Origin of the sequence: Streptomyces sp. NPDC050264 (assembly GCF_040655895.1) — a bacterium.
Classification (GTDB): Bacteria; Actinomycetota; Actinomycetes; order Streptomycetales; family Streptomycetaceae; genus Streptomyces.
In genome coordinates, this window is sequence record NZ_JBFAKV010000002.1 from 188,344 (window position 1) to 215,131 (window position 26,788).

Sequence of the window (26,788 nt, forward strand, 5' to 3'; positions counted from 1 at the left end):
CGTCCGGGGCCTCAGTCGTCCGCGGGGCTCAAGTGGGCCCGCCACTTCTCCAGGATCTCCAGCGTCCGCTCCGCGCCCGCCGCCTGGGCCACCAGATGGTCCAGGACCTCCAGGTGTGCGCCCACCTCGTCGCGCGAGTCGAGGTACAGCGCCCCGGTGACGTACTCGCTGTACACCATGTCCGGCAACTCCCGTACAGGGAAGCGGAACAGGGTGAACGGGCCGAACGTGCCGGGGTGCGGGCCGCTGGCGAACTCGGCTATCTGGAGCGTCACATGGGGGAGCCGGGCCACGTCGATGAGGTGGTCCAGCTGCCCGCGCAGCACCGCGGGACCGCCGGGCGGACGGCGCAGCACCGTCTCGTCCATGACGACCCACAGGTGCGGCGCGTCCTCCCGCGTGAGCAGCGACTGGCGGGCCAGGCGCAGCGACACGTGCCGGTCTATCTCGTCGGGCTTCGAGCGGCCCACGGTGCCGGCGTCGAAGACCGCCCGCGCGTACTCCTCGGTCTGCAGCAGGCCCGGCACGAAGTGCGGTTCGTAGGCGCGGATCATCTCGGCCGCGCCCTCCAGGCTGACGTACAGGCTGAACCAGTCCGGCAGTACGTCGTGGAACCGCTGCCACCAGCCGGGCAGGTTCGCCTCCTCGGCGAGCGCGACGAACGCCTCTATCTCCCGCTCGGGGACCTCGTACAGCTCCAGGAGCATCTGGACGTACGGGATCTTGAGCGAGACCTCGGCGGTCTCCATCCTGCGGATCGTCGCCCCGGTCACCCGCAGTGCGCGGGCGGCCTCGTCACGCTTGAGTCCCGCGGCCTCCCGCAGATCTCGCAGGCGTCGGCCGAGGACGACCTGGCCCACGGTGGGTGCGGGCCGTCGTTCACTCACGTCTCACGTCTCCCCACGTGACGGTTACGACAAGCAGCGGCTATGAGCCGGTGCGCTCCCACCCCCGTCGCTCCGGCCGCGAGGTCAGCCGCCGCTGGTCACGGCTGCGATAGACCACGTACGGACGGAACAGGTACTGCACCGGCGCGCTGAACATATGCACGAGCCGGGTGAACGGTACCAGCGCGATGAGTGACATGCCCACTACCGCATGAATCTGGTAGAGCACGGGCACGCCCTCCATCCGCCAGATGTCCGGACTGAGCGTGAACAGGCTGCGGGACCACGGGCCGATGGTCTCCCGGTAGTTGTAGCCGTCGCCCGAGGAATGGCTGAGCTTCGCCGTCATGCCGAGCAGGAGGGACCCGACCAGCACCACGTACATGAGCTTGTCGTTGCGGGTCGTCGCGCGGAAGACGGGTGCCTTGGTGCGGCGCCGGTACACCAGCAGGACGATGCCGCAGACGGCCAGCACGCCGGCGAACGTGCCGCCGTAGAGGGAGAAGAGATGGTACGTGTGCTCGCTGATGTGCCATGTGTCGGTCCACGACATCGGGATGAAGAGGCCGACCAGATGGCCGACGAGGACGAACAGGATGCCGTAGTGGAAGACCGGCGAGGCGATGTTCAGCAGCTTCGACTCGTAGATCTGCGAGGAGCGCGTCGTCCAGCCGAACTTGTCGTAGCGGAACCGCCAGATCGTGCCCGCGACCAGCAGCACGAAGGCGATGTAGGGCAGGGCGCCCCAGATCAGCGTGGTCACGGGGCGTGCTCCTTCACGAACAGTGGCAGGGAGTCATGAGCGCTGAAGGGTTCCAGGCCGACCTCTTCGCGCGGCGGGCCCGAGCGGGCCAGCGCGAGCGCCTCGGCCCGGTCCTTGGGGGAGGGGCCGGGCAGCGAGGCGCAGACGGCGGTGAGCACGGTGGCGTACGGCGTGCCGTGCTCGGTGAGGGCCAGGCGCAGCAGTTCGAGGCCGCTGCGGTGGTCCTCCAGGAGGAACGGGCCCGCCTGGGCCGAGAACTCCAGGACCGCGGGCAGGAAGTCGGGAAGCTCCTCGCCGGTGAACTCCATGCCGTGCTCCCGGTAGACCTCCTTCATGCGGACCAGCGACATGCCGCGCCGCCGGGTGTCGCCGTCGCGCCACCACGTCAGGTACAGACTGTGCCGGTTCTTGAAGTCGAAGACCTGGACGTAGTGCGCCGCGAGGTCCTCCAGGGGCGTGGCCTCGGCGTGGTCGACGAAGGGGGCGAGGCGCGGCGCCGCGGCCCGCACCAGCGGCAGCCGCTCGTACAACTCCTCGTCTGGGTAGGTGAGACAGAGCGCAGCCGCCTGGTGGAGAAGGGCTGAGGGGCCGGTCACGGGCTCTCCTTCGGGTCGTCGGCGGTCTGGCGGCGCTTGGTGAGGTGGAAGTTCTCGACGGAGACGACGGGCAGCAGCTTGCGGCCGCCGGTCGTGGTGTTGCCGGAGTCGCCGCCGAAGGGGCCCTCGCCGCCCATGCCGGGCCCGTCCTCGTAGTCGAGGCTGCAGGAGTCCGGCAGCGCCGACTCCTCCAGGCGCTGCGCGTCGCCCACCGCCGCGGTCGGGATCACGTACCGGTCCTCGTACTTGGCGATCGCGAGCAGCCGGTACATCTCCTCGATCTCGGCGGCCCCCATGCCGACCGACTCGGCGATCGAACTGTCGGGCAGGTCACCGAGGTTGATGGCCCTCATGTGCGAGCGCATCGCGGCGAGCTTCTCCAGGGAGGAGCGCACGGGCGCCACATCGCCCGCCGTGAAGATCTCGGCGAGGTACTCCAGCGGGATGCGCAGCGTGTCGATCGCGCCGAAGAGGTTGTGGTGGTCCTCGCCGTCGTGGCCCGTCTCGCTGAGCGCGTCGACGACGGGGGAGAGCGGCGGGATGTACCAGACCATCGGCATCGTCCGGTACTCCGGGTGCAGCGGGAGTGCCACCTTGTACTTGCTGATGAGCGCGTGGACCGGGGAGCGGCGCGCCGCCTCCATCCAGTCGTACGGGATGTCGGCCTCCTCGGCGGCCCGCTGCACGGCGGGGTCGTCCGGATCGAGGAACACACCCAACTGGGCTTCGTACAGCCCTGTTTCGTCCGTGGTCTGCGCCGCCTCCGTCACCTTGTCGGCGTCGTAGAGGATCACCCCGAGATAGCGCAGGCGCCCCACGCACGTCTCCGAGCAGACGGTCGGCAGCCCCACCTCGATGCGCGGATAGCACATCGTGCACTTCTCGGCCTTGCCGGTGCGGTGGTTGAAGTAGACCTTCTTGTACGGGCATCCCGTCACGCACATCCGCCAGCCGCGGCACTGGTCCTGGTCGACCAGGACGATGCCGTCCTCCTCGCGCTTGTACATCGCGCCGGACGGGCAGGACGCCACGCAGGACGGGTTCAGGCAGTGCTCGCAGATCCGCGGCAGGTAGAACATGAAGGTCTGCTCGAACGCGAACTTGACCTTGTCGGCGGCCTGTTGGCGGGTCTTCTCCACCATCGGGTCGAGATCGCCGTACTCGGTCGCGCCGCCCAGGTTGTCGTCCCAGTTCGACGACCACTCGATCTTCATCGGCTTGCCGGTGATCTGCGAGCGGGGCTCCGCCACCGGGTAGTCGTCGCCGAGCGGCGCCTCGGTCAGGTTCTTGTAGTCGTACGTCCAGGGCTCGTAGTAGTCCTTGATCTCCGGCAGCTTGGGGTTGGAGAAGATGCCCGCGAGCTTCTTGAAGCGGCCGCCGCCCTTCAGCTTCAGGGCGCCCCTCTTGTTCAACTCCCAGCCGCCGCGCCACTTCTCCTGGTCCTCGTAGCGGCGGGGGTAGCCCTGCCCGGGACGGGTCTCGACGTTGTTGAACCAGACGTACTCCATGCCGTTGCGGTTGGTCCACGCCTGCTTGCAGGTGACCGAGCAGGTGTGGCAGCCGATGCACTTGTCGAGGTTCATGACCATCGCGATCTGAGCCATGATGCGCATGAGTCAGTACTCCACCTTCTGGCTTCGGCGCCGGATGACCGTCACCTCGTCGCGCTGGTTGCCCGTCGGGCCGAGGTAGTTGAACGCCCACGACAACTGGGCGTAGCCGCCGATGAGATGGGACGGCTTGAGGATGAGCCGGGTGAGCGAGTTGTGGATGCCGCCGCGCTTTCCGGTGGTCTCCGCCTTCGGGACGTTGACGGTGCGTTCCTGCGCGTGGTGCATGTAGACCGTGCCGGCCGGCATGCGGTGGGAGACGATCGCGCGGGCGACGACGACACCGTTGCGGTTCACCGCCTCGATCCAGTCGTTGTCCTTGACGCCGATGGCCCCGGCGTCCTGCGGCGCCATCCAGATCGACTGCCCGCCGCGGGAGAGCGCGAGCATGAACAGGTTGTCCTGGTACTCGGAGTGGATGGACCACTTGTTGTGCGGCGTGAGGTAACGGACCGTCACCTCGTGTTCCCCGTCCGGGCCGAGGACCGGCTCGCCGAACAGCCGGTTCATGTCGAGCGGTGGCCGGTAGATGGGCAGCGCCTCGCCGAGTTCGTGCATCCAGTCGTGATCGATGAAGAAGTGCTGACGCCCCGTCAGTGTGTGCCAGGGCTTGAGGTGTTCGGTGTTGAGCGTGAAGGCCGTGTACCGGCGGCCGCCCGCCTCGCTGCCGGACCACTCCGGCGAGGTGATCACCGGGACGGGCGCGGCCTGCGTGTCCGCGTACGTGACGCGCTTGCCCTCGTGCTCGGCGGCGAGATGCGCCATTTCCTGGCCCGTACGGGCCTCCAGCGTGTGGAAGCCCTGCGTGGCGAGGCGGCCGTTGGTCGTCCCGGACAGGGCGAGGATCGTGTTCGCCGCCTTGACCGCCGTGTCGAGCGAGGGCCGGCCGTCCGCGGGACCGCCGCGCACGACGCCGTTGCGCGCACGCAGCTCCTCGACCTCCTGGTCGGGGTGGAGGGTGATGCCCTTGGCGGGCAGGCCCAGTTGCTCGACCAGCGGGCCGAGCGAGGCGAACTTCGCGCCGATCGCGGTGTAGTCCCGCTCGACGACGACGAGGTTCGGCATCGTCCTGCCGGGCACCGGCTCGCACTCGCCCTTGCGCCAGTCCAGGACGACTCCGCCGGGCTGCGCGATCTCGCCCGGGGTGTCGTGCTGGAGCGGCGCCGCCACCAGGTCCTTGCGCACGCCGAGATGGCCGGCGGCCAGTTCGCTGAGCTTGTGCGCGAGCGCCTTGAACGTGTCGAAGTCGGTGCGCGCCTGCCACGGCGGGTCCACGGCCGGCGTGAACGAGTGCACGTAGGGGTGCATGTCCGTGGAGGACAGGTCGTGCTTCTCGTACCAGGTCGCGGCGGGCAGCACGACGTCCGACAGGAGCGTGGACGACGTCTGGCGGAAGTCGAGCGAGAGGAGCAGGTCGAGCTTGCCCTCGGGCGCCTCCTCGCGCCACGTCACCGTCGTGGGCCGCTCGTCGGGCGCCGCCTCCTCCGCCCGCAGCGACGAGTGCGTGCCGAGGAGGTGCTTGGTGAAGTACTCGGCGCCCTTCGCGGACGAGCCGAGCAGGTTCGCCCGCCACAGGGTGAGGACCCGCGGCCAGTTCTCGGGCGCGTCCGGGTCCTCGCAGGCGAACTTCAGGGTGCCCGCCTTGAGTTCGGCGACGGTCGAGTCCACCTCCTGCTCGCCGAGATCGAGCGGGTTGCGGTCGAACGTCGGGTACGACGGCATCCAGCCCGAACGCGCCGACAGGGCGAGGCAGTCGGCGCCCGTCATGCCCTCGAAGGCGCCCTTGCCGAGCGGGGAGGCGAGGACGTCCGCGCCGAACTTGTCGTAGCGCCACTGGTCGGTGTTGGTGAACCAGTACGCCGCGCCGATCATCTGCCGCGGCGGCCGCGACCAGTCGTTCGCGGAGGCGAGCGAGGCCCAGCCGGTCACCGGGCGGCACTTCTCCTGACCCACGTAGTGCGCCCAGCCGCCGCCGTTCCTGCCCTGGCAGCCGGTGAGCTGCAGCAGAGAGAGGAAACTGCGGTAAATGGTCTCGGAGTGGAACCAGTGGTTGGTGCCGGCCCCCATCAGGATCATGCAGCGGCCCTGCGACTTCTCCGCCGTCTGCGCGAACTCGCGGGCGATCTTGACGGCCTTGGCGGCCGGCACGGAGGTGTGGATCTCCTGCCAGGCGGGCGTCCCGGGCGCGTCCGCGTCGTCGTACGAGGCCGCCCACTCGCCCGGCAGCCCCTCGCGGCCCACGCCGTACTGCGCGAGCAGCAGATCGAAGACGGTGGTGACCAGCGGACCGTCCTGGCCGCCGAGCCGGGTCGCCGGGACCCCGCGCCGGACGATCTCGCCGCGGCCCTGCCCGTGCGTGCCGCCGTCGGTGTCGAAGCGCGGCAACAGCACTTCCACGCCGCTCGCGATGTCACTGCCGTGCAGGGTCAACTGCGGCTTGATCGAACCCAGTTCGAGGTTCCACTTGCCCTTGCCCGACTCGGCCCAGCGGAAGCCGAGAGAGCCGTTCGGCACGGCGGGCTGCCCGGTCGCCTCGTCGAGCACGGCCGTCTTCCACTCGGCCCCCTCGCCGCCCTGCCCGAGGTCGGAGGCGCGCAGGAACTTCGAAGGGACGTAGCCGCCGTCCTTCTCGTCGAGCGTCACCAGGAACGGCAGATCCGTGTACTTCTTGACGTAGTCCGTGAAGAACGGCGTCTGCCGGTCGACGAAGAACTCCTTGAGGATGACGTGCCCCATGGCGAGGGCCAGCGCCCCGTCCGTGCCGGGGTGCGGGTGCAGCCACTCGTCGGCGAACTTGGCGTTGTCCGCGTAGTCGGGCGCGACGACCACGACCTTCTGGCCCCGGTAACGCGCCTCGGCCATCCAGTGCGCGTCGGGCGTCCGCGTCACGGGAACGTTCGAGCCCCACATCATCAGGTACGCGGCGTCCCACCAGTCACCCGACTCCGGCACGTCCGTCTGGTCGCCGAACACCTGCGGCGACGCCACCGGCAGATCCGCGTACCAGTCGTAGAACGACAGCATCGGCGCGCCGATCAGCGACATGAACCGGGCCCCGGCCGCGTGCGACACCATCGACATCGCGGGGATCGGCGAGAAACCGGCGACGCGGTCGGGCCCGTACGTTTTGATGGTGTGGACGTGCGCGGCCGCGACGATCTCCACGGCCTCGTCCCACGTGCCTCGCACCAACCCGCCCTTGCCGCGGGCCAGTTGGTATCGCCTGCGGCGCTCGGGGTCCTGCTGGATGTCGGCCCACGCGAGCACCGGGTCCTTCAGCCGCGCCTTCGCCTCCCGGTACATCTCCAGGAGCACGCCCCGGATGTACGGGTAGCGGACGCGGGTGGGGGAGTACGTGTACCAGGAGAAGGCCGCCCCTCGGGGGCAGCCGCGCGGCTCGTACTCCGGCCGGTCGGGGCCCACGCTCGGATAGTCCGTCTGCTGGGTCTCCCACGTGATGATGCCGTCCTTGACGTACACCTTCCACCGGCACGACCCCGTGCAGTTCACGCCGTGCGTCGAGTTCACGACCTTGTCGTGGCTCCACCGGTCCCGGTAGAAGACGTCGCCGTCCCTGCCCCCCTCGATCCGCACGCTGTGCAGGTCGGCGGAGGCCGCCCCCCGCCGGAAGAACCGCCCGGCCCGCAGCAGCGCGGCGTCCGGCTCGGTCGGGGGGTGCGTCGTGTCTGTCACCGTGAGTGCTCCCTCGCTGTGCCGTCCTTGGCACGCTAGGGGCGTCCGCCGCCGGGCACCTGTCGGCCGGGGCCGTACGGGTTGCCGGGTCCACGTCCGGCGGAGCGCCGCGCCCCTCGCCCGGCAGGTGAGCGACCGGCCGCGCGGTCACGGGCAGGGCGGTACAGGGGCCACTGAGCCGGCGGAGGGCGCACCGTATGTCCGCCAGTGCATCGAACACCGAATCGAACTCCGCACGGTCGGAGCGGTGCGTATCTCACCCCACCTCGGACTGGAGGTATTTGACCGTCGCCGCGTCGGCCGGGAGCAGCGTCTCGACGGCCAGCTCGGCGACGGTCACGTCCATCGGCGTGTTGAACGTCGAGATCGACGACACGAACGACAGCACGTGCCCGTCGTGCTCGATCACCATCGGCAGTGCGAAGTACGGCACCGGCTCGGCCGGCGCGGAGCCCGGCGTCTCCTCCGGCACCGGATACGCGGCGACCTCCTCGTACAGCTCCCGCAGCGCCTCCGAGCGGGCCAGCGCGATCTGCCGCTCCATCTGCGCCAGCAGATGCCCCCGCCACTCGCGCAGATTCCGGATGCGCGGCGCCAGCCCCTGCGGGTGCAGGGTGAGCCGCATCGCGTTCAGCGGCTGCCGCCCCAGCAGTTCCTCGGGCAGCGAGGCCATCAGCGCGGCGAGGCCGCGGTTGGCCGCGATCACGTTGTACGTCGCGTCGACGATCAGCGCCGGATACGGTTCGTAGCCGCGCAGCAGCCGCTCCAGACCCTCGCGCAGCGAGCCCAGCGAGGGATCGTCGAGCGGGGTCTCCGAGAACCGCGGGGCGTAACCCGCCGCGAGGAGCAGGGAGTTGCGCTCCCGCATCGGTACGTCCAGATGCTCGGCCAGGCGCAGGACCAGCTCCTCGCTCGGCCGCGAGCGGCCCGTCTCCACAAAGCTGATGTGCCGCGCCGACGAGTCCGCGCGCAGCGCGAGCTCCAGCTGGCTGACCCGCCGCTGCTCCCGCCAACCGCGCAGCAGCCGGCCCACCTCGGAAGTGTTCTTGCGCGCCGCAGTTGTCATGGGGAGACCGTAACGCGGTGCGGGTGGCACGCTGGGGGCATGCCTACTGAACCGCTCTCCCAGAAGGAGATCGAGGACCGCCTCGCCGAGCTTCCCGGCTGGTCACTCGACGGCGACCGCATCACCCGTACCTACCGCCTGGGCACGCACTTCGCGGCGACCGCCCTCGTCGTGCACATCGCCCAGACCCAGGAGGAGCTGAACCATCACTCCGACCTCACCCTCGGCTACAACACGGTCGCCCTCGCGGTGCACACGCACGACGCGGGCGGCGCGGTGACCGCGAAGGACTTCGAACTCGCCCGCAGGGTCGAGACGTTGGCCCCCGGGCACGGCGCGACCTGAGCCGCCCGACCCGGCCCGGGCCCCGTCCTCTTCGTCAAGGTCCTGTCCATGCTCGACTACGACGAGGAAGCCACCCGGTACGACGCGACCCGCGGCGGCGAACCCCGCGCGCGGGCCGCGGCCGAGGCGCTCCTCGCCCTCGTCCCCGGCTCCGCGCGCACCCTCCTCGACCTGGCCCGCGGCACCGGGATCGTGACCCGCTGCCTGGCCCGGCCGGGACTGCTTCCGTTCGGCGTGGACCTGGCCGACGGCATGCTGCGCGCTGCCGCGCCCCGCCTGGACGGAGCGGTGGCGCGCGCCGACTGTCGCCAACTCCCATTCCGTGACCGCGCATTCGACGCGGTCACCTCGATCTGGCTGCTGCACCTCATCGACGACGCGGCCCCCGTCGTCGCCGAGGCGGCCCGGGTGCTCGGCCCCGGCGGCGTCTACCTCACGACGGTCGACAAGGGCGCGGCCCATCTCGTCGGCAGCGACCTCTGCGCGCCGGCCGAGCCGTACCGCACCCGCCGTCCCGCCGACGCGGCCGAGCTCATCACCTCGTACGCGACCGGACACGGCCTGCGCCCCCGTGGCCGGGTGACGTTCGTGGGACACGGCCAGGGCCGCACCCCGGCCCGGCTGGCCCGGGACGTGCGGGCCGGGCGGATCTACGCGGCGGGCGGCGAGGGGTTGGCCAGGCGGCTGGAGGCGTTGCCGGACCAGGACACCCCGCGCCCCGATCCCGCGTACACGGTGCTGGCCTTCGGCCGATGATTCTGTTGTCCACCGTGGCGGACCCGGTCACACGGCGTTCAGCCGGACCCGCTCGTCCTCCGTCAGCTCCAGGTCGACCGCCGCCAGACTCTCCTCGATCTGCGCCACGGAAGACGCCCCGACGAGCGGGATCGCCGGCACCTGTGCTCCGATCATCCAGGCCAGCACCACCTGGTTGACCGTGGCCCCCGCCGACTTCGCCACCTCCCGCAGCGCCGCGAGCCGCGGCTGCGTACTGCCGTGCTGATGCCCCGCGGCGAGCGGCTTGTCGTCCCGGACGTAGGCGCCGCCGAGCAGCGGCGAGTACGCGACCAGCGTGAGATCCCGCTCGGCCCGCACCATGCTGAGCAGATTGCCGTCGGCCGTACTGGGCACCCCGTCCGGCGACAGCTCGCTGGGCATATCGATGCGGTGCCGCAGATAGCTGTGCTGGTACTGGAGCACCTCGTACCCGGGCAGGCCCTCGGACCGCGCGAGGGACCGGGCCCGCTCCACCTGCCACGCCCAGTGGTTGGACACGCCGAGCAGCCCGACCGTGCCCTCGTTCACGAGCGCCCCGAACTCCCGTACTGTCTCGGCCAGTTCGACCTTCGGGTCGGGAATGTGGGCGTACAGGAGATCCAGCCGCTCCAGACCGAGCCGCGCCGTGCTGCCCGCCACCGCCGAGCGGATCGCCGCCGCCGAGAGCCCTTCCGCGTTGTCGACGTAGTGGGTCCCCGGGGTGAGCGGCGCCGCGCCCAGCTTGGTGGCGATGACGATCTCGTCGCCGATGCCGCGGCTGCGCCGCCAGTTGCCGAGCACCGTCTCGCTGTCGCCGCCGACACCGCCGGTCTGCCAGAACGCGTAGTTGTCCGAGGTGTCGACGAACGTGCCACCCGCCTCGACGTACCGGTCGAGGATCGCGAACGCCGTCTTCTCCTCGGTGACCGTGCCGAACAGCATGGCGCCCAGGCTGAGCACACTGACCTCGCGGCGTGTGGCCGGATCCGTGCCGATGGTGCGGTACTTCATGCGGAAATCCCCCTCGCGGGGCCCGGCCGCCGGGTGCGGGCCGGGCTGTGGGAGGGAGTCAACGTGTTGAAGCGCACGCGAAGTCAACCACGTAAGGCGGGAATTCCGGATCGGAGCGCTCGGGCGGCGACGTCGCACGCGAGCGGCAACTGTTGGAGCGACAGCGGCAACTGACGGTGTGTGACCCACCCGCGCGTTCCGACCCCCAGGAGCTTCCGTATGCCCCGTCCCCGCTCTCACCGCAGACCTCGCCGCCTGCTGCTCGCCACCACCACGGCAGCCGCCCTCGCGGTCGCCGGGCTGACCCTGCTGCCCACCGACCACGCGTCCGCGGCCACCGCACGGCAGGCCGAGAGACTCGACCGAGGCCTGGTCAGCGTGCACACCGACGCCGGCAACCTCATCACCTGGCGCTGGCTCGGCACGGACCCGGACACCGTCTCCTTCAACGTCTACCGCGCCGGTACGAAGGTCAACGCGACCCCCGTGACCGGCTCCACGAACTTCTTCCACTCCGGCGCCCCGAACTCCGCCGACTACACGGTCCGCGCCATCGTCAACGGCACCGAGCAGGCCGACTCCGCGCACGCGATCCAGTTCCGCACCGGCTACAAGGACGTACCGATCTCCCCGCCCGCGGGCGGCACCACCCCCGACGGCGTCGCCTACACCTACGAGGCCAACGACGCGTCCGTCGGCGACCTCGACGGCGACGGCGTCCTCGAATTCGTCCTCAAGTGGCAGCCCACCAACGCCAAGGACAACTCCCAGTCCGGCTACACCGGCAACACGATCGTCGACGCCGTGAAGCTGGACGGCACCCGGCTGTGGCGCGCCGACCTGGGCAGGAACATCCGCTCGGGCGCGCATTACACGCAGTTCCAGGTGTACGACTACGACGGCGACGGCAAGGCCGAGGTCGCCATGAAGACGGCCGACGGCACGACCGACGGCCAGGGCAAGGTCATCGGCAGCTCCTCGGCGGACTACCGCAACTCCAGCGGCTACGTCCTGTCCGGCCCCGAGTACCTGACGATGTTCAACGGGCAGACGGGCGCCGCGATGGGCTCCGTCGACTACGTCCCCGCGCGCGGCACGGTCTCCTCGTGGGGCGACTCGTACGGCAACCGCGTCGACCGCTTCCTCGCGGGCACGGCCTACCTGGACGGTTCCCGCCCCTCCCTGATCATGGCGCGCGGCTACTACACGCGGTCCGTGATAGCGGCATGGGACTGGCGCGGCGGCACGTTCACGCGCCGCTGGACGTTCGACACCAACTCCTCGACGAACAGCGGCAAGGGGTACGACGGCCAGGGCAACCACCAGCTGTCGGTCGCGGACGTCGACGGCGACGGCAAGGACGAGATCGTCTACGGCGCGATGGCCGTCGACGACAACGGCTCCGCCCTGTGGACCACGAAGAACGGCCACGGCGACGCCATGCACGTCGGCGACCTCGACCCGTCCCGCGCGGGCCTGGAGGAGTTCAAGGTCGACGAGGACAGCTCCAAGCCGTCGTCCTGGATGGCCGACGCGAAGACCGGCGCCGTCCTCTGGTCGACCGGCGCCAACGGGGACAACGGGCGCGGCGTCTCCGGCGACATCTGGTCCGGCAGCGCGGGCGCCGAGTCCTGGTCGTCGGCCGAGTCCGGTATCCGCGGCCCCAAGGGCACGGTCGTCTCCTCCCGCAAGCCGTCCTCCACGAACTTCCTGTCCTGGTGGGACGGCGACACCACCCGCGAACTCCTCGACGGCACCCACATCGACAAGTACGGCACATCGTCCGACACCCGCCTCCTGACGGGCTCGGACGTCCACTCCGACAACGGCACGAAGGCGACCCCGGCCCTGTCGGGCGACATCCTCGGCGACTGGCGCGAAGAGGTGGTGTGGCCGACCACCAACAACACGGCCCTACGCATCTACTCGACCCCGCTGGAAACCTCCACCCGCATCACCACGCTCCTCCACGACACGCAGTACCGCACAGCCCTGGCCTGGCAGAACACGGCCTACAACCAGCCCCCGCACCCGAGCTTCTTCATCGGGTCGGGCATGCCGACGGCGCCGCGACCCGCGATCACCACTCCCTGAAGCGACAGCGTCGAGTTGTCTCAGCTATGTACTGAGATCGCTGTTCCCGGTGATGCCCCGTGGGTGCAAGGTGGCCAGTCGATCACCGCTGTTGACCGGTCCGCCACCACCGACACCACGGGGGATCACGGGGAATGGGCGGCAGCGGCGCCGAGATCGCGCAGCAGTCGATCGGCATACCGCGTGAGGGACGAGACGTCCGTCAGCCGCTGGTCCAGCGCCAGGCGCTCCCGCTGTACCGGCAGGTGATCGCCGTGCCGCTCGCCGTGGTGGTGGAGGCGCCGTGGTCGACGTTGCGGCAGAACTGACCGGCCGCGTAGCAGTTGCCGGCGTTCGACACGATCGAGCACGTGCCGGACCCGGTCCCGCCACCGCCACCGCTGCTGCCACCGCCGCCGCCCGTCGACCCGGAGCCCGCGGCGGGCTTCGTGGTGACGGTGACCTTGACCTTCACGGTCTCCGTGGTGGTCACCGTCGGCGCGGGCTCGGGAGTCGCCGTCTCGGTTGCTGTCGCCGTCGCCGTGGTTGTCGCCGTGATGGTGGTCGTCGGCCGGGCCCGGTCCGTCGCCACCGTGCTGCTGCCGTCTCCCGTGCCGCCGTCACCGGCGGCGCCGATGCCCGCACCCAGCAGCAACGCGACGCCGATGGCGGGAAGCACGATGCGCTTGCGTGCCCATCGCGGTGTGGCGCGGACGCCAGGTCCGGGCGGTGGTGCGGGTGTGTACGGATTGGCCATGGTGTCCCCCCTGGGCCGGTGGTGAGGGAGTGAGCCTAGGGCCATGTGTGCAAAGTGTGTAAGTGGCATGAAGAACAGGTGATGTTTTTGTGACCAGCCGGGCGCCTCCCGGCGCCCGGCCGCGCCGCGCGGTCGGGCTCGCCTGTCAGCCCTTCGCACACTCCTTACCGCCTGCGCTGAACGCCGACGGCGCCCCGTTCGCCGACGACCGGCTCCCGGTGAACCCGAAGGCCACCGAGCCGCCTGCCGCGACTTTGCTGTTCCAGGCGACATTTCTCGCCGTCACCGACGCACCCGACTGGCTCGCCTCCGCGTTCCACGCCTGCGTCAGCCGCTGGCCGTCCGGGAAGGTCCAGGACAGGGACCAGGCGTCCCACGCCGTCGTGCCCGTGTTCGTCACCGTCACGTCCGCCTGGAAACCGCCCGGCCACTCATTGGTGACCTTGTACGTGACCTTGCAGGCGGCGTCGCCGGAGCCGCCGTCCCCGTCGCCCGGCTGCGTGGGCGTGTCCGCCGTGTCGCCGTAGAGGACGCCCCGCCCGTTCGTCGACACGTAGACCCGGCCGTAGACACGCGGGTCACCCGTGATGGCCGCGCCCGTCCAGCCCCACCGATGGGCGTCGTCGTTGATCCGCGTCCAGGTCGCGCCCGCGTCCGTGGAGCGGAAGATGCCGCGGACGCCGCCGATCTTCGCGCTGGTGAAGAGCGTCTGATGGCTCGCGCCCGGCGCCGCCTTGCCGAAGCCGACCGTGTCCGCCTCGGTGACGTTCGGGAGCTTGGTGAACGTGGCGCCGCCGTCCGTCGAGTGCCACAGGCCGTACGCGCCCTGCGTCGAACCGCCCGCCAGCCAGATGTCACCCTTCGCGCCCGGCACCGCCTTGAACCGCACCGGCCCGTCGGTGGGCAGCCCGCTGGAGGCCTTCGCCGCGAACGTCGCCCCGCCGTCCGAACTCGCGTAGAACGTACCGGACTTGAAGGCGTAGAAGGTCTGGGAGTCGGAGCGGTCCGACTCGACCACCGCACCCGCCGGTACCCCGCCCGACGCCGTCCACGACGAGCCCGAGCCCGTCTGCACGCCCGCGCCCTCCGGGCTCCACACATACCGGCCGCCGTCCGCCGACACCGCGACCGTGCCGCCGCCCGTGACGCCCGAAGGGTCGCTGCCCGCATACCAGTTGGCGCCGTTGTCGGTCGAGAACGCGATGTGCGCGCCCGCGTCGACGTTGCCGACGCGCACCACCGTGGCCGGCTTCGACTCGGCGAAGTCCAGGCTGGTCGTGGTCGTGAAGTTCGGGCTCGTGAACATCATCGACGGGACCTTCGTCAGGTCCGTGTGGCGGAAGCCGCCGATGTCGCCGAGCGCGCTCAGCAGCGGCGCGCCGGACGGCGGGGAGGCGAGGTCGTTGACCGCTGTCTCCTCCAGGCCCTTGACCATCGGGGTGATGGAGATGGTGCCGCCGGTGTCCCACTTCCCCAGGTCCTCGGTCCCGTAGACCGTCGCGCCCGTCCCGTACATCATCCGGTCCGAGTCGAACGGGTCGATCTCCAGCGCCTCTGTCATCCAGCCCAGCTTCGGCGTCTGCTCGGGCGGGGTCGGGTTCGCGCCCCAGGTCAGCCAGGGGACCGACGAGACGTCCATCGTGTAGCGGTTCGCGCGGTCCGGGTACGAGGAGTAGTCCCAGGCCTTCGTCCACGTACCGCCGCTGTCGGTGGAGCGGAAGATCATGGTGTCGGGCCACCAGGAGCTGTACCCGGACACCATGACCGTGCCCGGGTGCTGCCGGTCGAGAGTCAGTCCGCTGAAGCCGTAGTACGTGTCCGCCTCCGCGGCCGGGCTGATGTTCTTCCACTCGCCGGTCCTCGTCGCGTACCGCCACACCTGGCCCTTCGCGCCGTCGTACGGGCCGCCCGTGTCGCTGTACGCGAGGTAGAGGTAGCCGTTCTCCGCGTCCAGGACTCCCTTGTGGGCGAGGTATCCGGTGGGCTGGCCCGCGACCCGCTGCCAGGTCGCGCCCGCGTCCGTCGAGCGGTAGACCGCGTTGTCCTTGTCCGCCACACCCGCGTAGATCGTCTGCGTGCGGGACGTGCCCGAGCCCGTCGACTCGTCGAACGTCACCCACACCACGCCCTGGAGGTCGGACGCGTAACCCGATGTGTCGGACGGGTCCTGGCGGTAGGTGCCGGGGTTGGGGAAGGCAGTGACCTGCGACCAGGTCACGCCCGCGTCCGTCGAGCGCCACAGTCCCTTGCCGCTGGGCGCGCCCAGGTACAGCACCTTGTTGTCGTGCGGATCGACGGCGAGGCGTTCGCCCATGCCGCGCCCCGGCATGTTGCCGCCGAGCTTGAAGGGGAGGTCCGTCCTCTGCCAGGTCGCGCCGCGGTCGGCGGAGCGCAGGACCGCGCCGTTGCCGGGGTCCCAGTCGTTCGTGTACGTGCCGACGGCCGCGTACACCTTGTCCGGGTCCACGGAGTCCGAGGCGAGGGAGGCGACGCCCGTGTGGCCCCAGTCGTCCCAGCCGACCGAGTCGAGCAGCGGGGTCCAGGAACTGGTGTCCTGCTCCCAGCGGTAGGCGCCGCCGATGTCGGTGCGGGCGTAGGCGAGGTTCTTCTCGGTGCGGTTGAAGACGATGCCGGGGACGAAGCCGCCGCCGTCGATGCGGGCGTTCTTCCAGGTGTACGTGTCGGCGGCCACGGACCTGTGCGGTTCGGTCGGCGGCTCGGCCGCCGTCGCCGCGCCGGACGTCAACAGGCCTGCCACGAGGGCGAGTACGCCTGCCATGGGCAAGCGGGGTCTGCGCATGGGGATTCTCCATGGGAGGGGGGAGGAGTGGAGCCAGGGAGAGGGCCGGGCGGCCCCTGGGGAGGAGCCGCCCGGCCCGATGTGCACGGAGCCGCCGTCAGCGGGGCGTTATTCGAGCAGCTCCGCGTACGAACCCATGGCGAGCGCGATGTCCGCCTGGGCCCAGAACCGGTGGTACGTGAACGTCGGTGCCGCGCCGCCCGCCAAGTAGGCTTCGATCTTCGACCAGTTGGGGTCGTCCTTGTAGAAGGAGCGCAGCGACGCGAAGGTCGACGAGGAGTCGATCTTGTCGCCGTTCGGCATCGTGCCCGTCCAGCCGCCGGGCACGTAGACCGGGTCGTCGAACCGGCTGTAGTCGGACCGTGTCTCGGGCGTGGCGATACCGAGCGCGTCCTGGTCGTGGTCCCACATGCCGTCGAGCAGCGCCTTCGCCGTCGTCTTCGCCTGCGTGTCACCGGACTTGGCGGCGTAGTACGTCAGGGTCTTCGCGTAGGCGGCCGCGACCCCGACGTCGTCCGTGTAGTCGGCGACGGTGACGTGAAGTGACGTGTTGGCGCCGGGCGTTGAGGCGTTCCAGGTGTCGGGCTTGCCCGACCACTGGAGCGTCGACGGGATGCGGTACGTGCCGTCGGGGTTGATGGTCGTCTTGGACAGGGCCCAGTCGACCCACTTGTCCAGGACCGCCTTCGCGTCGGCGTCGCCCGTCTGCTGGTAGTACTCGGCGACGCGCTCCATCGACCACGCCTGGAAGCCGAACCACTGGTTCGACGGCGGGTCGTGGTAGACGGGTGCCTCGTCGTAGTACATGCCGTAGAACGTCGGAGTGCCGGACGGCGGGGTGCCGTAGCTGCCGCCCCAGCTGTTCGTCGCGCCGCCGGCGATGGCGCCCTCGTCCGACTGCAGCCAGCGGTAGAACTCCAGCTGCCGGTCGAGCGATTTGGCCCAATCGGCCTGCCCTGTGGCCGACTTGGGCTTCAGGTCGGCGACCGAGGAGAGCGCGTACGCCGCGAGGGGGTTCTGGTAGCCGCCGTGCGTATGGCTGGAACCGATGCGCCAGGCCCAGCCCGCCGAGGTGTCGGTGGCGCCGCCCCATGCGTAGTACCAGGACATCAGGTAGTGCGAGGCGTCCTTGCCGGTGCCGGCCGGGCACGTGCTCGTGCCGACGCAGTTCCCGACCTTCTTGAAGTACTTGTCGTACATCGAGTACCGCAGGTAGTCGCCCATCTTGGCGGCCTTGCCGACGGTCGCCGAGACGTCGGAGCCCTTGCCCTGCTGCTTGGCCCACACGTCGGCCCAGTACGCGGCCTGCACCGCGCGGGCGTCGGCGTCCGGCGCATTCGTGAACTTCCACTGCCTGGCGTACGACGAGTCGCCGGTGAACAGGTCCAAGTACCCGTTCTTGCCGCCGTACTTGAAGGCGTCGCAGGTCGGCTGCGGCACCGTCTCCCACACCGACTCCTGCGCGCCGCGCTGGAACGTGTTGATGTACGAAGGGCCGGTGGCGGCCGGGCCCGCCTCGCACTGGCCCGGCTCGTTCCCGTAGCCGTAGACGTTGTCGACGTCCTGCAGCCAGTGCATGCCGTAGACGTCGTCCGTGCCGTACGCGCTCTTCAGCTCCGCCGCGATCGGATCGGTGCCGACGGAGACCGAGGGGTCGAGCTTCGCCGGGTACTGGGACGGCAGGTCGTGCTCGGGCGCGTACGTCGCGGGCTTCGAGGCGTTGTAGAAGGAGTTCGTCGGCTGGTCCGCGTGCGTGGGGATCATGTACTTCTCCATGAGGGCCCACGCCCCGTTGAACTTCGACCAGTCACCGCTGACCTTGCCGTACATGGCCTGCAGCCACAGGAGGTAGCTGTACGCCTCCGACGTCGTCTCGTGTCCCTGGTCCGGCGCCTCGACGATCAGTGTCTCGACCGAGTGGTACGGGACGCCCTCCGGCGAGAAGTAGCCGTTCGCCGGGTTGGTGATCTTCCCGTAGAGATCGAGGAAGCGGGCGTCGTACGTCTTGGCGGCGGCGAGCTGGGTGACCGTGACCGCGGCCTTGGCATGACCGGGGGCCGTCACCGTGAAGGTGGCCGCGCCCGTGCCCGAGGAGTCGGCCGCGACCGTCACCTTCTGCGCGGTGTTCCAGTTCGAGGGCGTGAAGGCCAGGCTCGCGCCGGAGGCGACGGACAGGCCGGTGTTGCCGCTCGTGCGGGCCACCGAGACCGTGACGTTCGACGCGGGCTGTGTCGACAGCTTCACGTCAAAAGTGCCCGACTTGCCTTGCTGTACCCCGAGTTGGGAGGGCGTCGCGACCACGGCGGGGCCGGCCGCGACCGTGATGCCGGCCGGCGTCGACTCGCCGGACGCGCCCTGGCTGTCGTACGCCTTCGCGTACAGGGAGTGCGTTCCGGCCGCCAGGCTGTCCGCGGAGAGCGCGTACGGCGCGGACGTGTCCGTGCCGAGCAGCGTCGTGTCGTCGTAGAACTCGACCTTGGTGACGCTCGCTCCGTCGGCCGCGGCGGCGGTGGCGGCGAGCGGGACGGCGTCGCCCGCCGAGTAGACCGCGCCGGCCTTCGGGCTGGTGAGCACCGTGACCGGGGGCTGATGGGCGCCCACGCACGTCGTGCCGTTGATCGCGAAATCGGTGGGCGCCGAATTCGCGCCACTGTAAGTGAATTGGGCACCCGTCGAGGTGGCGGCGCCCGCCGCGATCTTCGCGTTGTACGAGAGGCTTTTCGCGGTGATCGTTTTTCCGGACTGCGACCAGGTGGCGTTCCAGCCATTGGTGAGTTTCTGGTCGCCGGCGTAGCTGTAGGTGAGGGTCCAGCCGTCGATCGCCTCGCTGCCGCGGTTGGTGATCGTCAGATCGGCTGTGAAGCCGGAACCCCAGTCGTTGGTCTTGTAGTCGACGTTGCACTGAACTCCCGCCGCCTGAGCGGCAGTCGGCAGTGCGGCGAGGGTGGCGAGCGGTAGTGCCAGGGCGGCCGCGACAGCGGTCCACAACCGCGGGGCCGGTCTTTTGGGCATGCCGGGGTTCCTCCTTGCGGTTCAGTGAGCGGGGGGCGTGGGGGTGCGGCTGTGACGTGGGCGTCACAACCTGTGAACCAGTGGGAGCGCTCCCAAGGATGGGGAAGAGGGAAATGAGGGTCAAGAGGCTTGAAGAGTCGAATTATTTCGACAGAGGGAATTCGTAACGCGTCTGTTGCTTGACGGCAGTTCCTTCTCTACAGTCCACCAGCAACCAGTGGGAGCGATTCCATCAGTCGACGCGCCGGCCTGTGCCGGTCGCGCCCGAGCTGCAAGGAGTCGCTCATGCGACACCCCCCGCGTCATGCGTTACCCGCACTGCTGCTCGCGTGTGCCGTCTCGGCGGCCGCGCTCGTCCCCCTGACCACCGCCGCGTCCGCGGCCGCCCCCGCCTGCTCGGTGGAGTACTCCGTCACCGGACAGTGGGACAGCGGCTTCCAGGCCGCCGTGAAGGTCACCAACAACGGTGCCGCGAAGGACAGTTGGAGCCTGACCTTCGCTTTCGCCGACGGCCAGAAGGTCACGCAGGGCTGGGCCGCGAAGTGGTCCCAGTCCGGCACGGCCGTGACCGCGAACAATGAGTCCTGGAACGGCGCGCTCGCCTCCGGCGGGAGCGTCTCCGCCGGGTTCATCGGGTCGTGGTCCGGCGCCAACACGGTGCCGACGGCCTTCAAGCTGAACGGCACGGCCTGCAACACCGACGTCACCGACCCGACGGATCCGACCGACCCGACCGACCCGACGGATCCGGGTGGCGACGGCACCGCCCCGGCCCTGAAGGTGTCCGGGAACAAGCTCGTCGACGCCTCCGGCGCCCAGCGCCGCATCCTCGGTGTGAACCGCTCCGGAGCCGAGTTCATGTGCGTCCAGGGTTACGGGATCTTCGACGGCCCGGTCGACGACGCGTCCGTCGCGGCCATCGCCGACTGGAAGGCGAACGCCGTCCGGATCCCGCTCAACGAGGAGTGCTGGCTCGGCCTCGACAACATCAAACCCGAGTACGCGGGCGTCAACTACCAGTCCGCCATCAAGGAGTTGGTCAGCAAGGTCAAAGCACACGGCATGACACCGATCCTGGAGATGCACTGGTCGTACGGCCAGTACACCGGCAACTCGGCAGGCTGCTCCGACATCCACGCGACCTGCCAGAAGCCGATGCCGGACGCCCAGTACGCGCCCGGTTTCTGGTCCTCGGTGGCGAGCACCTTCAAGGACGATCCGACGGTCGCCTTCGACCTCTTCAACGAGCCGTATCCGGACCGCGCGACCTCGAACCTCTCGGACGCGTGGGCCTGTTGGAAGGACGGCGGCACCTGCCCCGGCATCGGCTACGAAGTCGCCGGCATGCAGGACCTCGTCGACGCGGTACGTGCCGCGGGCGCCAAGAACGTGATCCTCGCGGGCGGCCTCGCCTACTCCAACGACCTCGGACAGTGGCTCGCCCACCGGCCCGACGACCCGGCCGGCAATCTCGCCGCGGCCTGGCACGTCTACAACTTCAACACCTGCGCCACCGAGAGCTGCTGGGACTCCACGCTCGCGCCCGTCGCGGCACAAGTCCCGCTGGTGGCAGGAGAGATCGGCGAGAACACCTGCTCGCACGGATTCGTCGACCGCGTCATGAAGTGGTTCGACGACCGGAAGCTGTCGTATCTCGGCTGGACCTGGAACACCTGGGACTGCTCCTCCGGGCCGTCCCTCATCAGCTCGTACGACGGAACGCCCACCGCCTTCGGGATCGGCCTGCGGGATCACCTGCGCGCCCTCAACGGATGACCACCCCTCCCTACAAGACCCCCCTCACCTCAGGAAAGGGACACCGCACACCATGAGCCGTATCAGATCGCGAGCCGGCACCGCCGTGTTCGCCGCCCTCGCCCTCACCGGCGCCGCCTGTGTGGGCACCGCCGCCGCACTGCCCGCCGACGTCGCCGTGGGAGCCGCGGCCGCCGGCTGCAGCGTCGACTACAAGGTGCAGAACCAGTGGGACAGCGGCTTCACCACCGCCGTTACCGTCACCAACAACGGCGCCGCAGTGAGCAGTTGGAACCTCAGCTGGTCCTTCGCCGGCAACCAGAAGGTCACCAACGGCTGGAACGCCGACATCACCCAGTCCGGCACCGCCGTCACCGCCAAGAACGCCTCCTACAACGGCTCCCTCGCCACCGGGTCCTCCGCCTCCTTCGGCTTCAACGGCTCCTACAGCGGCGGCAACGCCCTGCCCACCACGTTCAAGCTGAACGGCGTCACCTGCAACGGGGCCACGGACCCGACCGACCCGACCGACCCCACGGACCCGACCGACCCGACGGATCCGTCCGACCGCGTCGACAACCCGTACGCGGGCGCCAAGGTGTACGTGAACCCGGAGTGGGCCGAGAAGGCCGCCGCCGAACCCGGCGGGACCAAGATCTCGAACCAGCCCACCGGTGTCTGGCTCGACCGCATCGCCGCGATCAACGGCGTGAGCGGCGGTATGGGCCTGCGCGACCACCTCGACGACGCCCTCACCCAGAAGGGCAGCGGCGAAGAAGTGGTCCAGCTCGTCGTCTACGACCTGCCGGGCCGCGACTGCGCCGCCCTCGCCTCCAACGGCGAACTCGGCCCGAACGACATCGACAGGTACAAGAGCGACTTCATCGACCCGATCGCCGCGATCCTCGCCGACCCCAAGTACGCGGGCCTGCGCATCGTCACGACGATAGAGATCGACTCGCTGCCCAACCTCGTCACCAACGTCACGCCGCGCGCGACGGCCACGCCCAACTGCGACACGATGAAGGCGAACGGCAACTATCAGAAGGGCGTCGGTTACGCCCTCGACAAGCTCGGTGACATCCCGAACGTCTACAACTACATCGACGCGGGCCACCACGGCTGGCTCGGCTGGGACGACAACTTCGGGGCCTCCGCCGACCTGTTCAAGACAGTCGCCACCAGCAACGGCGCGCAGCTGTCCGACGTCCACGGCTTCATCGTGAACACGGCCAACTACAGCGCCCTCAAGGAGAACAACTTCACCATCGACGACTCCGTGAACGGGGTCTCGGTCCGCCAGTCGAAGTGGGTCGACTGGAACCGCTACACCGATGAGCTGTCGTACGCCCAGGCCATGCGCACCAAGCTGGTCTCCCTCGGCTTCGACCAGAACCTCGGCATGCTGATCGACACCTCCCGCAACGGCTGGGGCGGCACCGCCCGGCCCGCGGGACCCGGCGCCAAGTCCGACGTCGACACGTACGTGGACGGCGGGCGCTACGACCGCCGCATCCACCTCGGCAACTGGTGCAACCAGTCCGGCGCCGGCCTCGGTGAGCGGCCGCGGGCCAACCCGGCCACCGGTATCGACGCGTACGTGTGGATGAAGCCGCCGGGCGAGTCCGACGGTTCGAGCACCGCCGTCGACAACGACGAGGGCAAGGGCTTCGACCGCATGTGCGACCCGACGTACACGGGCAACCCGCGCAACAACAACCACCTGTCCGGGGCGCTGCCGAACGCGCCGCTGTCCGGGCACTGGTTCTCCGCCCAGTTCCAGGAGCTCATGAAGAACGCCTACCCCGCGCTGTAGGCGCGCCGCTCTCCGTCGGGGCCGGGGGTGTCCCGCCCCAGGCCCCGGCGGATGGCGATCTCCACGGGGGAGTACGCCCCGTCGGCCCGGTCCGGCTCGAAGGGGGCGGCGGGCAGCAGCGGAGGCTGGGCGAGGAAGCGCGGCCGCGTCCCGTGGTGCGGCTGCGCCGAGTGCACCAGAAACGGATGGCACAGATAGACATCGCCGGGGGAGCCCGTCGCGTACGCCAGCGGCCGGTGCGCGGAGGCCGCCACAAGATCCGGTGCGAGCGTCAGCCCGCTCGCCCCCGCCTCCCCGTACGGCTCCAGCACCTTGGGCACGTCGAGATGCGACCCGACGCGGATCCGGGTCGGCGCGTCCTCCTCCCCGACCTCGCTGAACAGGAACAGCATCAGCAGCGCACGGTCACGGGACCAGAGGTTCGTGAAGTACCAGCTCTCGCCCTCGGGAAGGTAGCTCCCCTCGATGTGCCAGCCCGCGTCGGCGGGCTCCTCCTCGTGCGGGAACCGCAGCGGAAAGGTGCCCAGCGAATACCGGGGCTCCCAGCGGCCCTCGCCGACGAGCAGATCGTAAGCGCGGTGCAGGGCAGGGGAGTTGGGGGCGGCGGCGAACGGCCCCTGAGCCATCCCGGGCACCCAGTGCACCGGCTGCGTCCAGGTCGCGGGATCGTCCGGATCACACTCCGTCTCGCGCCACAGCAACCGCGCGCAGTCCGCGGCGACCCGCGGCGCCACGGCGCCCTCCAGCTTCACGAAGCCCTCCCGCAGGAAGCGGGACACCAGGGCCGGGCCATCGCACGCATCGTCGTCCATACGCCCCATCGTGGCCCGCCGCGACGTCCAGGCGCCCGCCATTTTTCCCACCGGTTCCCGTACGCGCCTGACGCCACGGCATGCACAGGGCCACCGGCGCGGACACCACAGGTGCCCGCGCCGGTGGCCCGGTCGCGCGAAGGGGTCGGTCGAGGCTCAGACGACGTCGAACTTCGCCGGATCGGCGCCGAGGCGGCGGTCCTCGTTGAGGGCGCTGATCGCGCCCAGGTCCTCGGTGTCCAGCTCGAAGCCGAACACGTCGATGTTCTCCTTGATCCGCGACGGCGTCACGGACTTGGGGATCACCACGTTGCCCAGCTGGACGTGCCAGCGCAGCACGACCTGCGCGGGCGTACGGCCGTGCTTCTGCGCGATCGCGACGATCGCCGGGACCTCCAGGAGGCCCTTGCCCTGGCCGAGCGGCGACCAGGCCTCGGTCGCGATGCCCAGCTCCGCGTGCTTCTCGCGGGAGACGTGCTGCTGCAGGTGCGGGTGGAGCTCGATCTGGTTGACGGCCGGAATGACGGACGTCTCGCCGATCAGCCGGTCGAGGTGCTCGGGCAGGAAGTTCGAGACGCCGATCGCCTTGGCGCGGCCGTCCGCGTAGATCTTCTCGAACGCCTTGTACGTGTCCACGTACCGGTCCTTGGACGGCAGCGGCCAGTGGATCAGGTACAGGTCCACGTAGTCGAGGCCCAGCTTGTCGAGCGAGGTGTCGAAGGCGCGCAGGGTCGCGTCGTGTCCCTGGTCGGCGTTCCACAGCTTCGTCGTGACGAAGAGGTCCTCGCGGGGCACGTCGGACGCGGCGATCGCCTTGCCCGTGCCCTCCTCGTTGCGGTAGACGGCCGCCGTGTCGATGCTGCGGTACCCGGCCTCCAGGGCCGTCGCCACGGCCTTCTCGGCCTCGTCGTCCGGCACCTGCCACACGCCGAAGCCGAGCTGCGGCATCTCGACGCCGTTGTTCAGGATGATCGGGGGGACCTTGCTCACGAGGTGTCGATCCTTACGTCGTCGGTTGGTGGTACTCCCATGGTCAACGATCACAGACGTACCCGCATTCCTGTGGTCCGGGGCCGGATCATCCCCGGTACAGGGCGTCGACCTCCGCCGCGTACGCCGACTCGATCGACTTGCGCTTCAGCTTCAGCGACGGGGTCAGCAGCCCGTGCTCCTCGGTGAACTGGTGCGCCAGGATGCGGAACGTACGGATCGACTCCGCCTGCGAGACGAGCGTGTTGGCGGCCACCACCGCGCGCCGCACCTCCATCTCCAGGTCGCCGTCGCGCACCAGGTCGGTGGGGGTCATCAGCTGCTTGCCGCGCATGCCGAGCCAGTGCTCGACGGCTTCCGAGTCGAGCGTGACGAGCGCCGCGATGTACGGGCGGTCGTTGCCCACGACGATGCACTGCGCGATCAGCGGATGGTCCCTGACCCGCTCCTCCAGTTGCTGCGGCGAGACGCTCTTGCCGCCGGAGGTCACGAGGATCTCCTTCTTGCGGCCGGTGATGGTGAGATAGCCGTCCTCGTCGAGGGAGCCCAGGTCACCGGTGGCCAGCCAGCCGTCGTGCAGCGAGGCGTCCGTCGCCTTGGGGTCGTTGAGGTAGCCCTGGAAGATGTTGTCTCCGTAGAGCCAGATCTCACCGTCGTCCGCGATGTGGATCGTCGTGCCCGGGATGGCCTTGCCGACCGTGCCGTAGCGGGTCTGCTCGGGCGGGTTGGCGGCCGCCGCGGCCGTCGACTCGGTCAGCCCGTAGCCCTCGTAGATGGCGACGCCGGCGCCGGCGAAGAACAGGCCGAGCCGCCGGTCCATGCCCGAGCCGCCGGACATCGCCTGCCGCACGCGGCCGCCCATCGCCTCGCGCACCTTGGAGTACACCAGCTTGTCGAAGACCGAGTGCTGCATGCGCAGTGAGGCCGACGGGCCGGGGCCGGTGCCGAACGCCTTCGCCTCCTGCGCGTCCGCGTACTTCACGGCGCACTCCACGGCCTTGTCGAACGGCCCCGACTTGCCGTCCTTCTCCGCCTTGCGACGGGCCGCGTTGAAGACCTTCTCGAAGATGTACGGCACCGCGAGGATGAAGGTGGGCCGGAACGCCTGGAGGTCGGGGAGCAGCGCCGCCGCGTTCAGCTGCGGCTGGTGGCCCATCTTCACGCCACCGCGCACGGCGGCGATCTGCACCATCCGCCCGAAGACGTGCGCCAGCGGCAGGAAGAGCAGCGTGGACGCCACGTTGTCCCGCTTGGAGGCGAAGACCGGCTCCCAGCGGTTCACCATCGTGTCCGCCTCGAACATGAAGTTCGCGTGCGAGATCACGCATCCCTTGGGGCGGCCCGTCGTGCCGGACGTGTAGATGATCGTGGCGGTCGAGTCCGGGGTGACCGCGCGGCGGTGCCGGTGCACCGTCTCGTCGTCGAGGTGGGTGCCGGACGCCGTCACCTCGCCGACCGCGTCCGAGTCCAGCTGCCACAGGCGGCGCAGGTGCGGCAGCCGGTCGATGACCGTGGCGATGGTCATCGCGTGGTCCTCGTGCTCCACGACCGCGGCCGTCACCTGGGCGTCGTACAGCATCCAGAAGACCTGCTCGGCCGAGGACGTGGGGTAGACGGGCACGACCTGGGCGCCGACGGTCCACAGCGCGAAGTCGAACAGCGTCCACTCGTAGCGCGTGGGGGACATGATCGCGACGCGGTCGCCGAATCGGATGCCCTGCGCGAGCAGGCCCTTGGCCAGGGCCAGCACCTCGTCACGGAACCGGGCCGTCGTGACGTCGTGCCACTGGCCCTGCTTGTCCTTGCGACCGAAGGCGATATGTGAGGGATCCTCCAGGGCGTGATCGAAAACGGCGTCGGCCAGGCCGCCCACCGGCGGCGCCGACGCCAGAGCGGGATTGGTGAACTCGCGCAAAGTTGCTCCTTGTGGCGCTCCGCACAGCGTCGGTGACGGTACCCGACCGCGCGCCCCGGCGGGAGGGGTACCAAGTCGCCGGAAGCGCGCGGAATATGCACAGGTCAGCCGGGTAAATGCGGCCACAAGGG

The 26,788-nt window shown here is 69.9% G+C and carries 18 protein-coding genes; 5 read left to right on the top strand and 13 right to left on the bottom strand.

The genetic code is table 11. The annotated features are described in order from the left end of the window. Positions 1-11 precede the first annotated feature (11 nt). The 6 genes from AB0J02_RS03685 to AB0J02_RS03710 form a co-directional block, all read right to left on the bottom strand. Positions 12-887: a helix-turn-helix transcriptional regulator gene (locus AB0J02_RS03685; RefSeq protein ID WP_363191913.1), complete on the bottom strand. Its 876-nt coding sequence runs from the start codon at positions 885-887 to the stop codon at positions 12-14. A 40-nt stretch (positions 888-927) separates the two neighbouring features. Further along, positions 928-1,650 carry a respiratory nitrate reductase subunit gamma gene (gene narI, locus AB0J02_RS03690; protein WP_363191914.1) on the bottom strand — a complete coding sequence of 241 codons (723 nt, stop codon included), beginning with the start codon at positions 1,648-1,650 and terminating at the stop codon, positions 928-930. Then, the gene (narJ, locus tag AB0J02_RS03695; RefSeq protein ID WP_363191915.1) at positions 1,647-2,246 is read right to left on the bottom strand and encodes a nitrate reductase molybdenum cofactor assembly chaperone; all 600 of its coding nucleotides are present in this window, start codon (positions 2,244-2,246) and stop codon (positions 1,647-1,649) included. The genes narI and narJ overlap by 4 nt, the downstream gene beginning before the upstream one ends. Next, positions 2,243-3,859 (bottom strand): nitrate reductase subunit beta, encoded by a 1,617-nt coding sequence (gene narH / locus AB0J02_RS03700; protein WP_363191916.1) that lies wholly within the window; start codon positions 3,857-3,859, stop codon positions 2,243-2,245. The genes narJ and narH overlap by 4 nt, the downstream gene beginning before the upstream one ends. Positions 3,860-3,862: 3 nt before the next feature. Continuing rightward, complete coding sequence (locus AB0J02_RS03705; protein WP_363191917.1) at positions 3,863-7,549, bottom strand: nitrate reductase subunit alpha; 3,687 nt, start codon at positions 7,547-7,549, stop codon at positions 3,863-3,865. 256 nt (positions 7,550-7,805) lie between these two features. Beyond that, entirely contained in the window at positions 7,806-8,615 is an 810-nt protein-coding gene (locus tag AB0J02_RS03710; RefSeq protein ID WP_363191918.1) for a helix-turn-helix transcriptional regulator, read from the bottom strand. Between the two features lie 39 nt (positions 8,616-8,654). On the opposite strand from AB0J02_RS03710, the gene AB0J02_RS03715 reads away from it, so the two are divergent. Together AB0J02_RS03715 and AB0J02_RS03720 are read left to right on the top strand one after the other, a co-directional pair. Further along, the gene (locus tag AB0J02_RS03715) at positions 8,655-8,960 is read left to right on the top strand and encodes a 4a-hydroxytetrahydrobiopterin dehydratase (protein WP_363191919.1); all 306 of its coding nucleotides are present in this window, start codon (positions 8,655-8,657) and stop codon (positions 8,958-8,960) included. 48 nt (positions 8,961-9,008) lie between these two features. After that, a complete protein-coding gene (locus tag AB0J02_RS03720) occupies positions 9,009-9,716 on the top strand; it encodes a class I SAM-dependent methyltransferase (protein ID WP_363191920.1) in 708 nt (235 codons plus the stop codon). A 27-nt stretch (positions 9,717-9,743) separates the two neighbouring features. Here AB0J02_RS03720 and AB0J02_RS03725 read toward each other — a convergent pair whose 3' ends face one another. Beyond that, positions 9,744-10,727, bottom strand: coding sequence for an aldo/keto reductase (locus tag AB0J02_RS03725; protein ID WP_363191921.1), 984 nt, complete (start codon positions 10,725-10,727; stop codon positions 9,744-9,746). A 219-nt stretch (positions 10,728-10,946) separates the two neighbouring features. On the opposite strand from AB0J02_RS03725, the gene AB0J02_RS03730 reads away from it, so the two are divergent. Then, on the top strand, positions 10,947-12,821 hold the full coding sequence (locus tag AB0J02_RS03730; protein WP_363191922.1) for a rhamnogalacturonan lyase: 1,875 nt from the start codon (positions 10,947-10,949) through the stop codon (positions 12,819-12,821). A 202-nt stretch (positions 12,822-13,023) separates the two neighbouring features. Here AB0J02_RS03730 and AB0J02_RS03735 read toward each other — a convergent pair whose 3' ends face one another. From AB0J02_RS03735 to AB0J02_RS03745, 3 genes are all read right to left on the bottom strand, one after another. Further along, positions 13,024-13,557, bottom strand: a complete 534-nt coding sequence (locus AB0J02_RS03735) for a hypothetical protein (protein ID WP_363191923.1) — start codon at positions 13,555-13,557, stop codon at positions 13,024-13,026. A gap of 145 nt (positions 13,558-13,702) precedes the next feature. Continuing rightward, a complete protein-coding gene (locus tag AB0J02_RS03740; protein WP_363191924.1) occupies positions 13,703-16,357 on the bottom strand; it encodes a cellulose binding domain-containing protein in 2,655 nt (884 codons plus the stop codon). A 108-nt stretch (positions 16,358-16,465) separates the two neighbouring features. Then, positions 16,466-19,369: a glycoside hydrolase family 48 protein gene (locus AB0J02_RS03745; protein WP_363191925.1), complete on the bottom strand. Its 2,904-nt coding sequence runs from the start codon at positions 19,367-19,369 to the stop codon at positions 16,466-16,468. Positions 19,370-19,654: 285 nt separating this feature from the next. Between AB0J02_RS03745 and AB0J02_RS03750 the strand changes: the two genes are divergently transcribed. Both AB0J02_RS03750 and AB0J02_RS03755 read left to right on the top strand, forming a co-directional pair. After that, on the top strand, positions 19,655-21,145 hold the full coding sequence (locus tag AB0J02_RS03750; protein WP_363191926.1) for a cellulose binding domain-containing protein: 1,491 nt from the start codon (positions 19,655-19,657) through the stop codon (positions 21,143-21,145). A 52-nt stretch (positions 21,146-21,197) separates the two neighbouring features. Continuing rightward, positions 21,198-22,940, top strand: a complete 1,743-nt coding sequence (locus AB0J02_RS03755; RefSeq protein WP_363191927.1) for a glycoside hydrolase family 6 protein — start codon at positions 21,198-21,200, stop codon at positions 22,938-22,940. Here AB0J02_RS03755 and AB0J02_RS03760 read toward each other — a convergent pair. The 3 genes from AB0J02_RS03760 to AB0J02_RS03770 form a co-directional block, all read right to left on the bottom strand. Continuing rightward, entirely contained in the window at positions 22,925-23,752 is an 828-nt protein-coding gene (locus tag AB0J02_RS03760; RefSeq protein WP_363191928.1) for a phytanoyl-CoA dioxygenase family protein, read from the bottom strand. The genes AB0J02_RS03755 and AB0J02_RS03760 overlap by 16 nt on opposite strands. Positions 23,753-23,908: 156 nt before the next feature. Then, complete coding sequence (locus tag AB0J02_RS03765) at positions 23,909-24,700, bottom strand: aldo/keto reductase (RefSeq protein ID WP_363192193.1); 792 nt, start codon at positions 24,698-24,700, stop codon at positions 23,909-23,911. Positions 24,701-24,830: 130 nt separating this feature from the next. Next, positions 24,831-26,657, bottom strand: a complete 1,827-nt coding sequence (locus tag AB0J02_RS03770; protein WP_363191929.1) for an AMP-dependent synthetase/ligase — start codon at positions 26,655-26,657, stop codon at positions 24,831-24,833. Positions 26,658-26,788 lie beyond the last annotated feature (131 nt).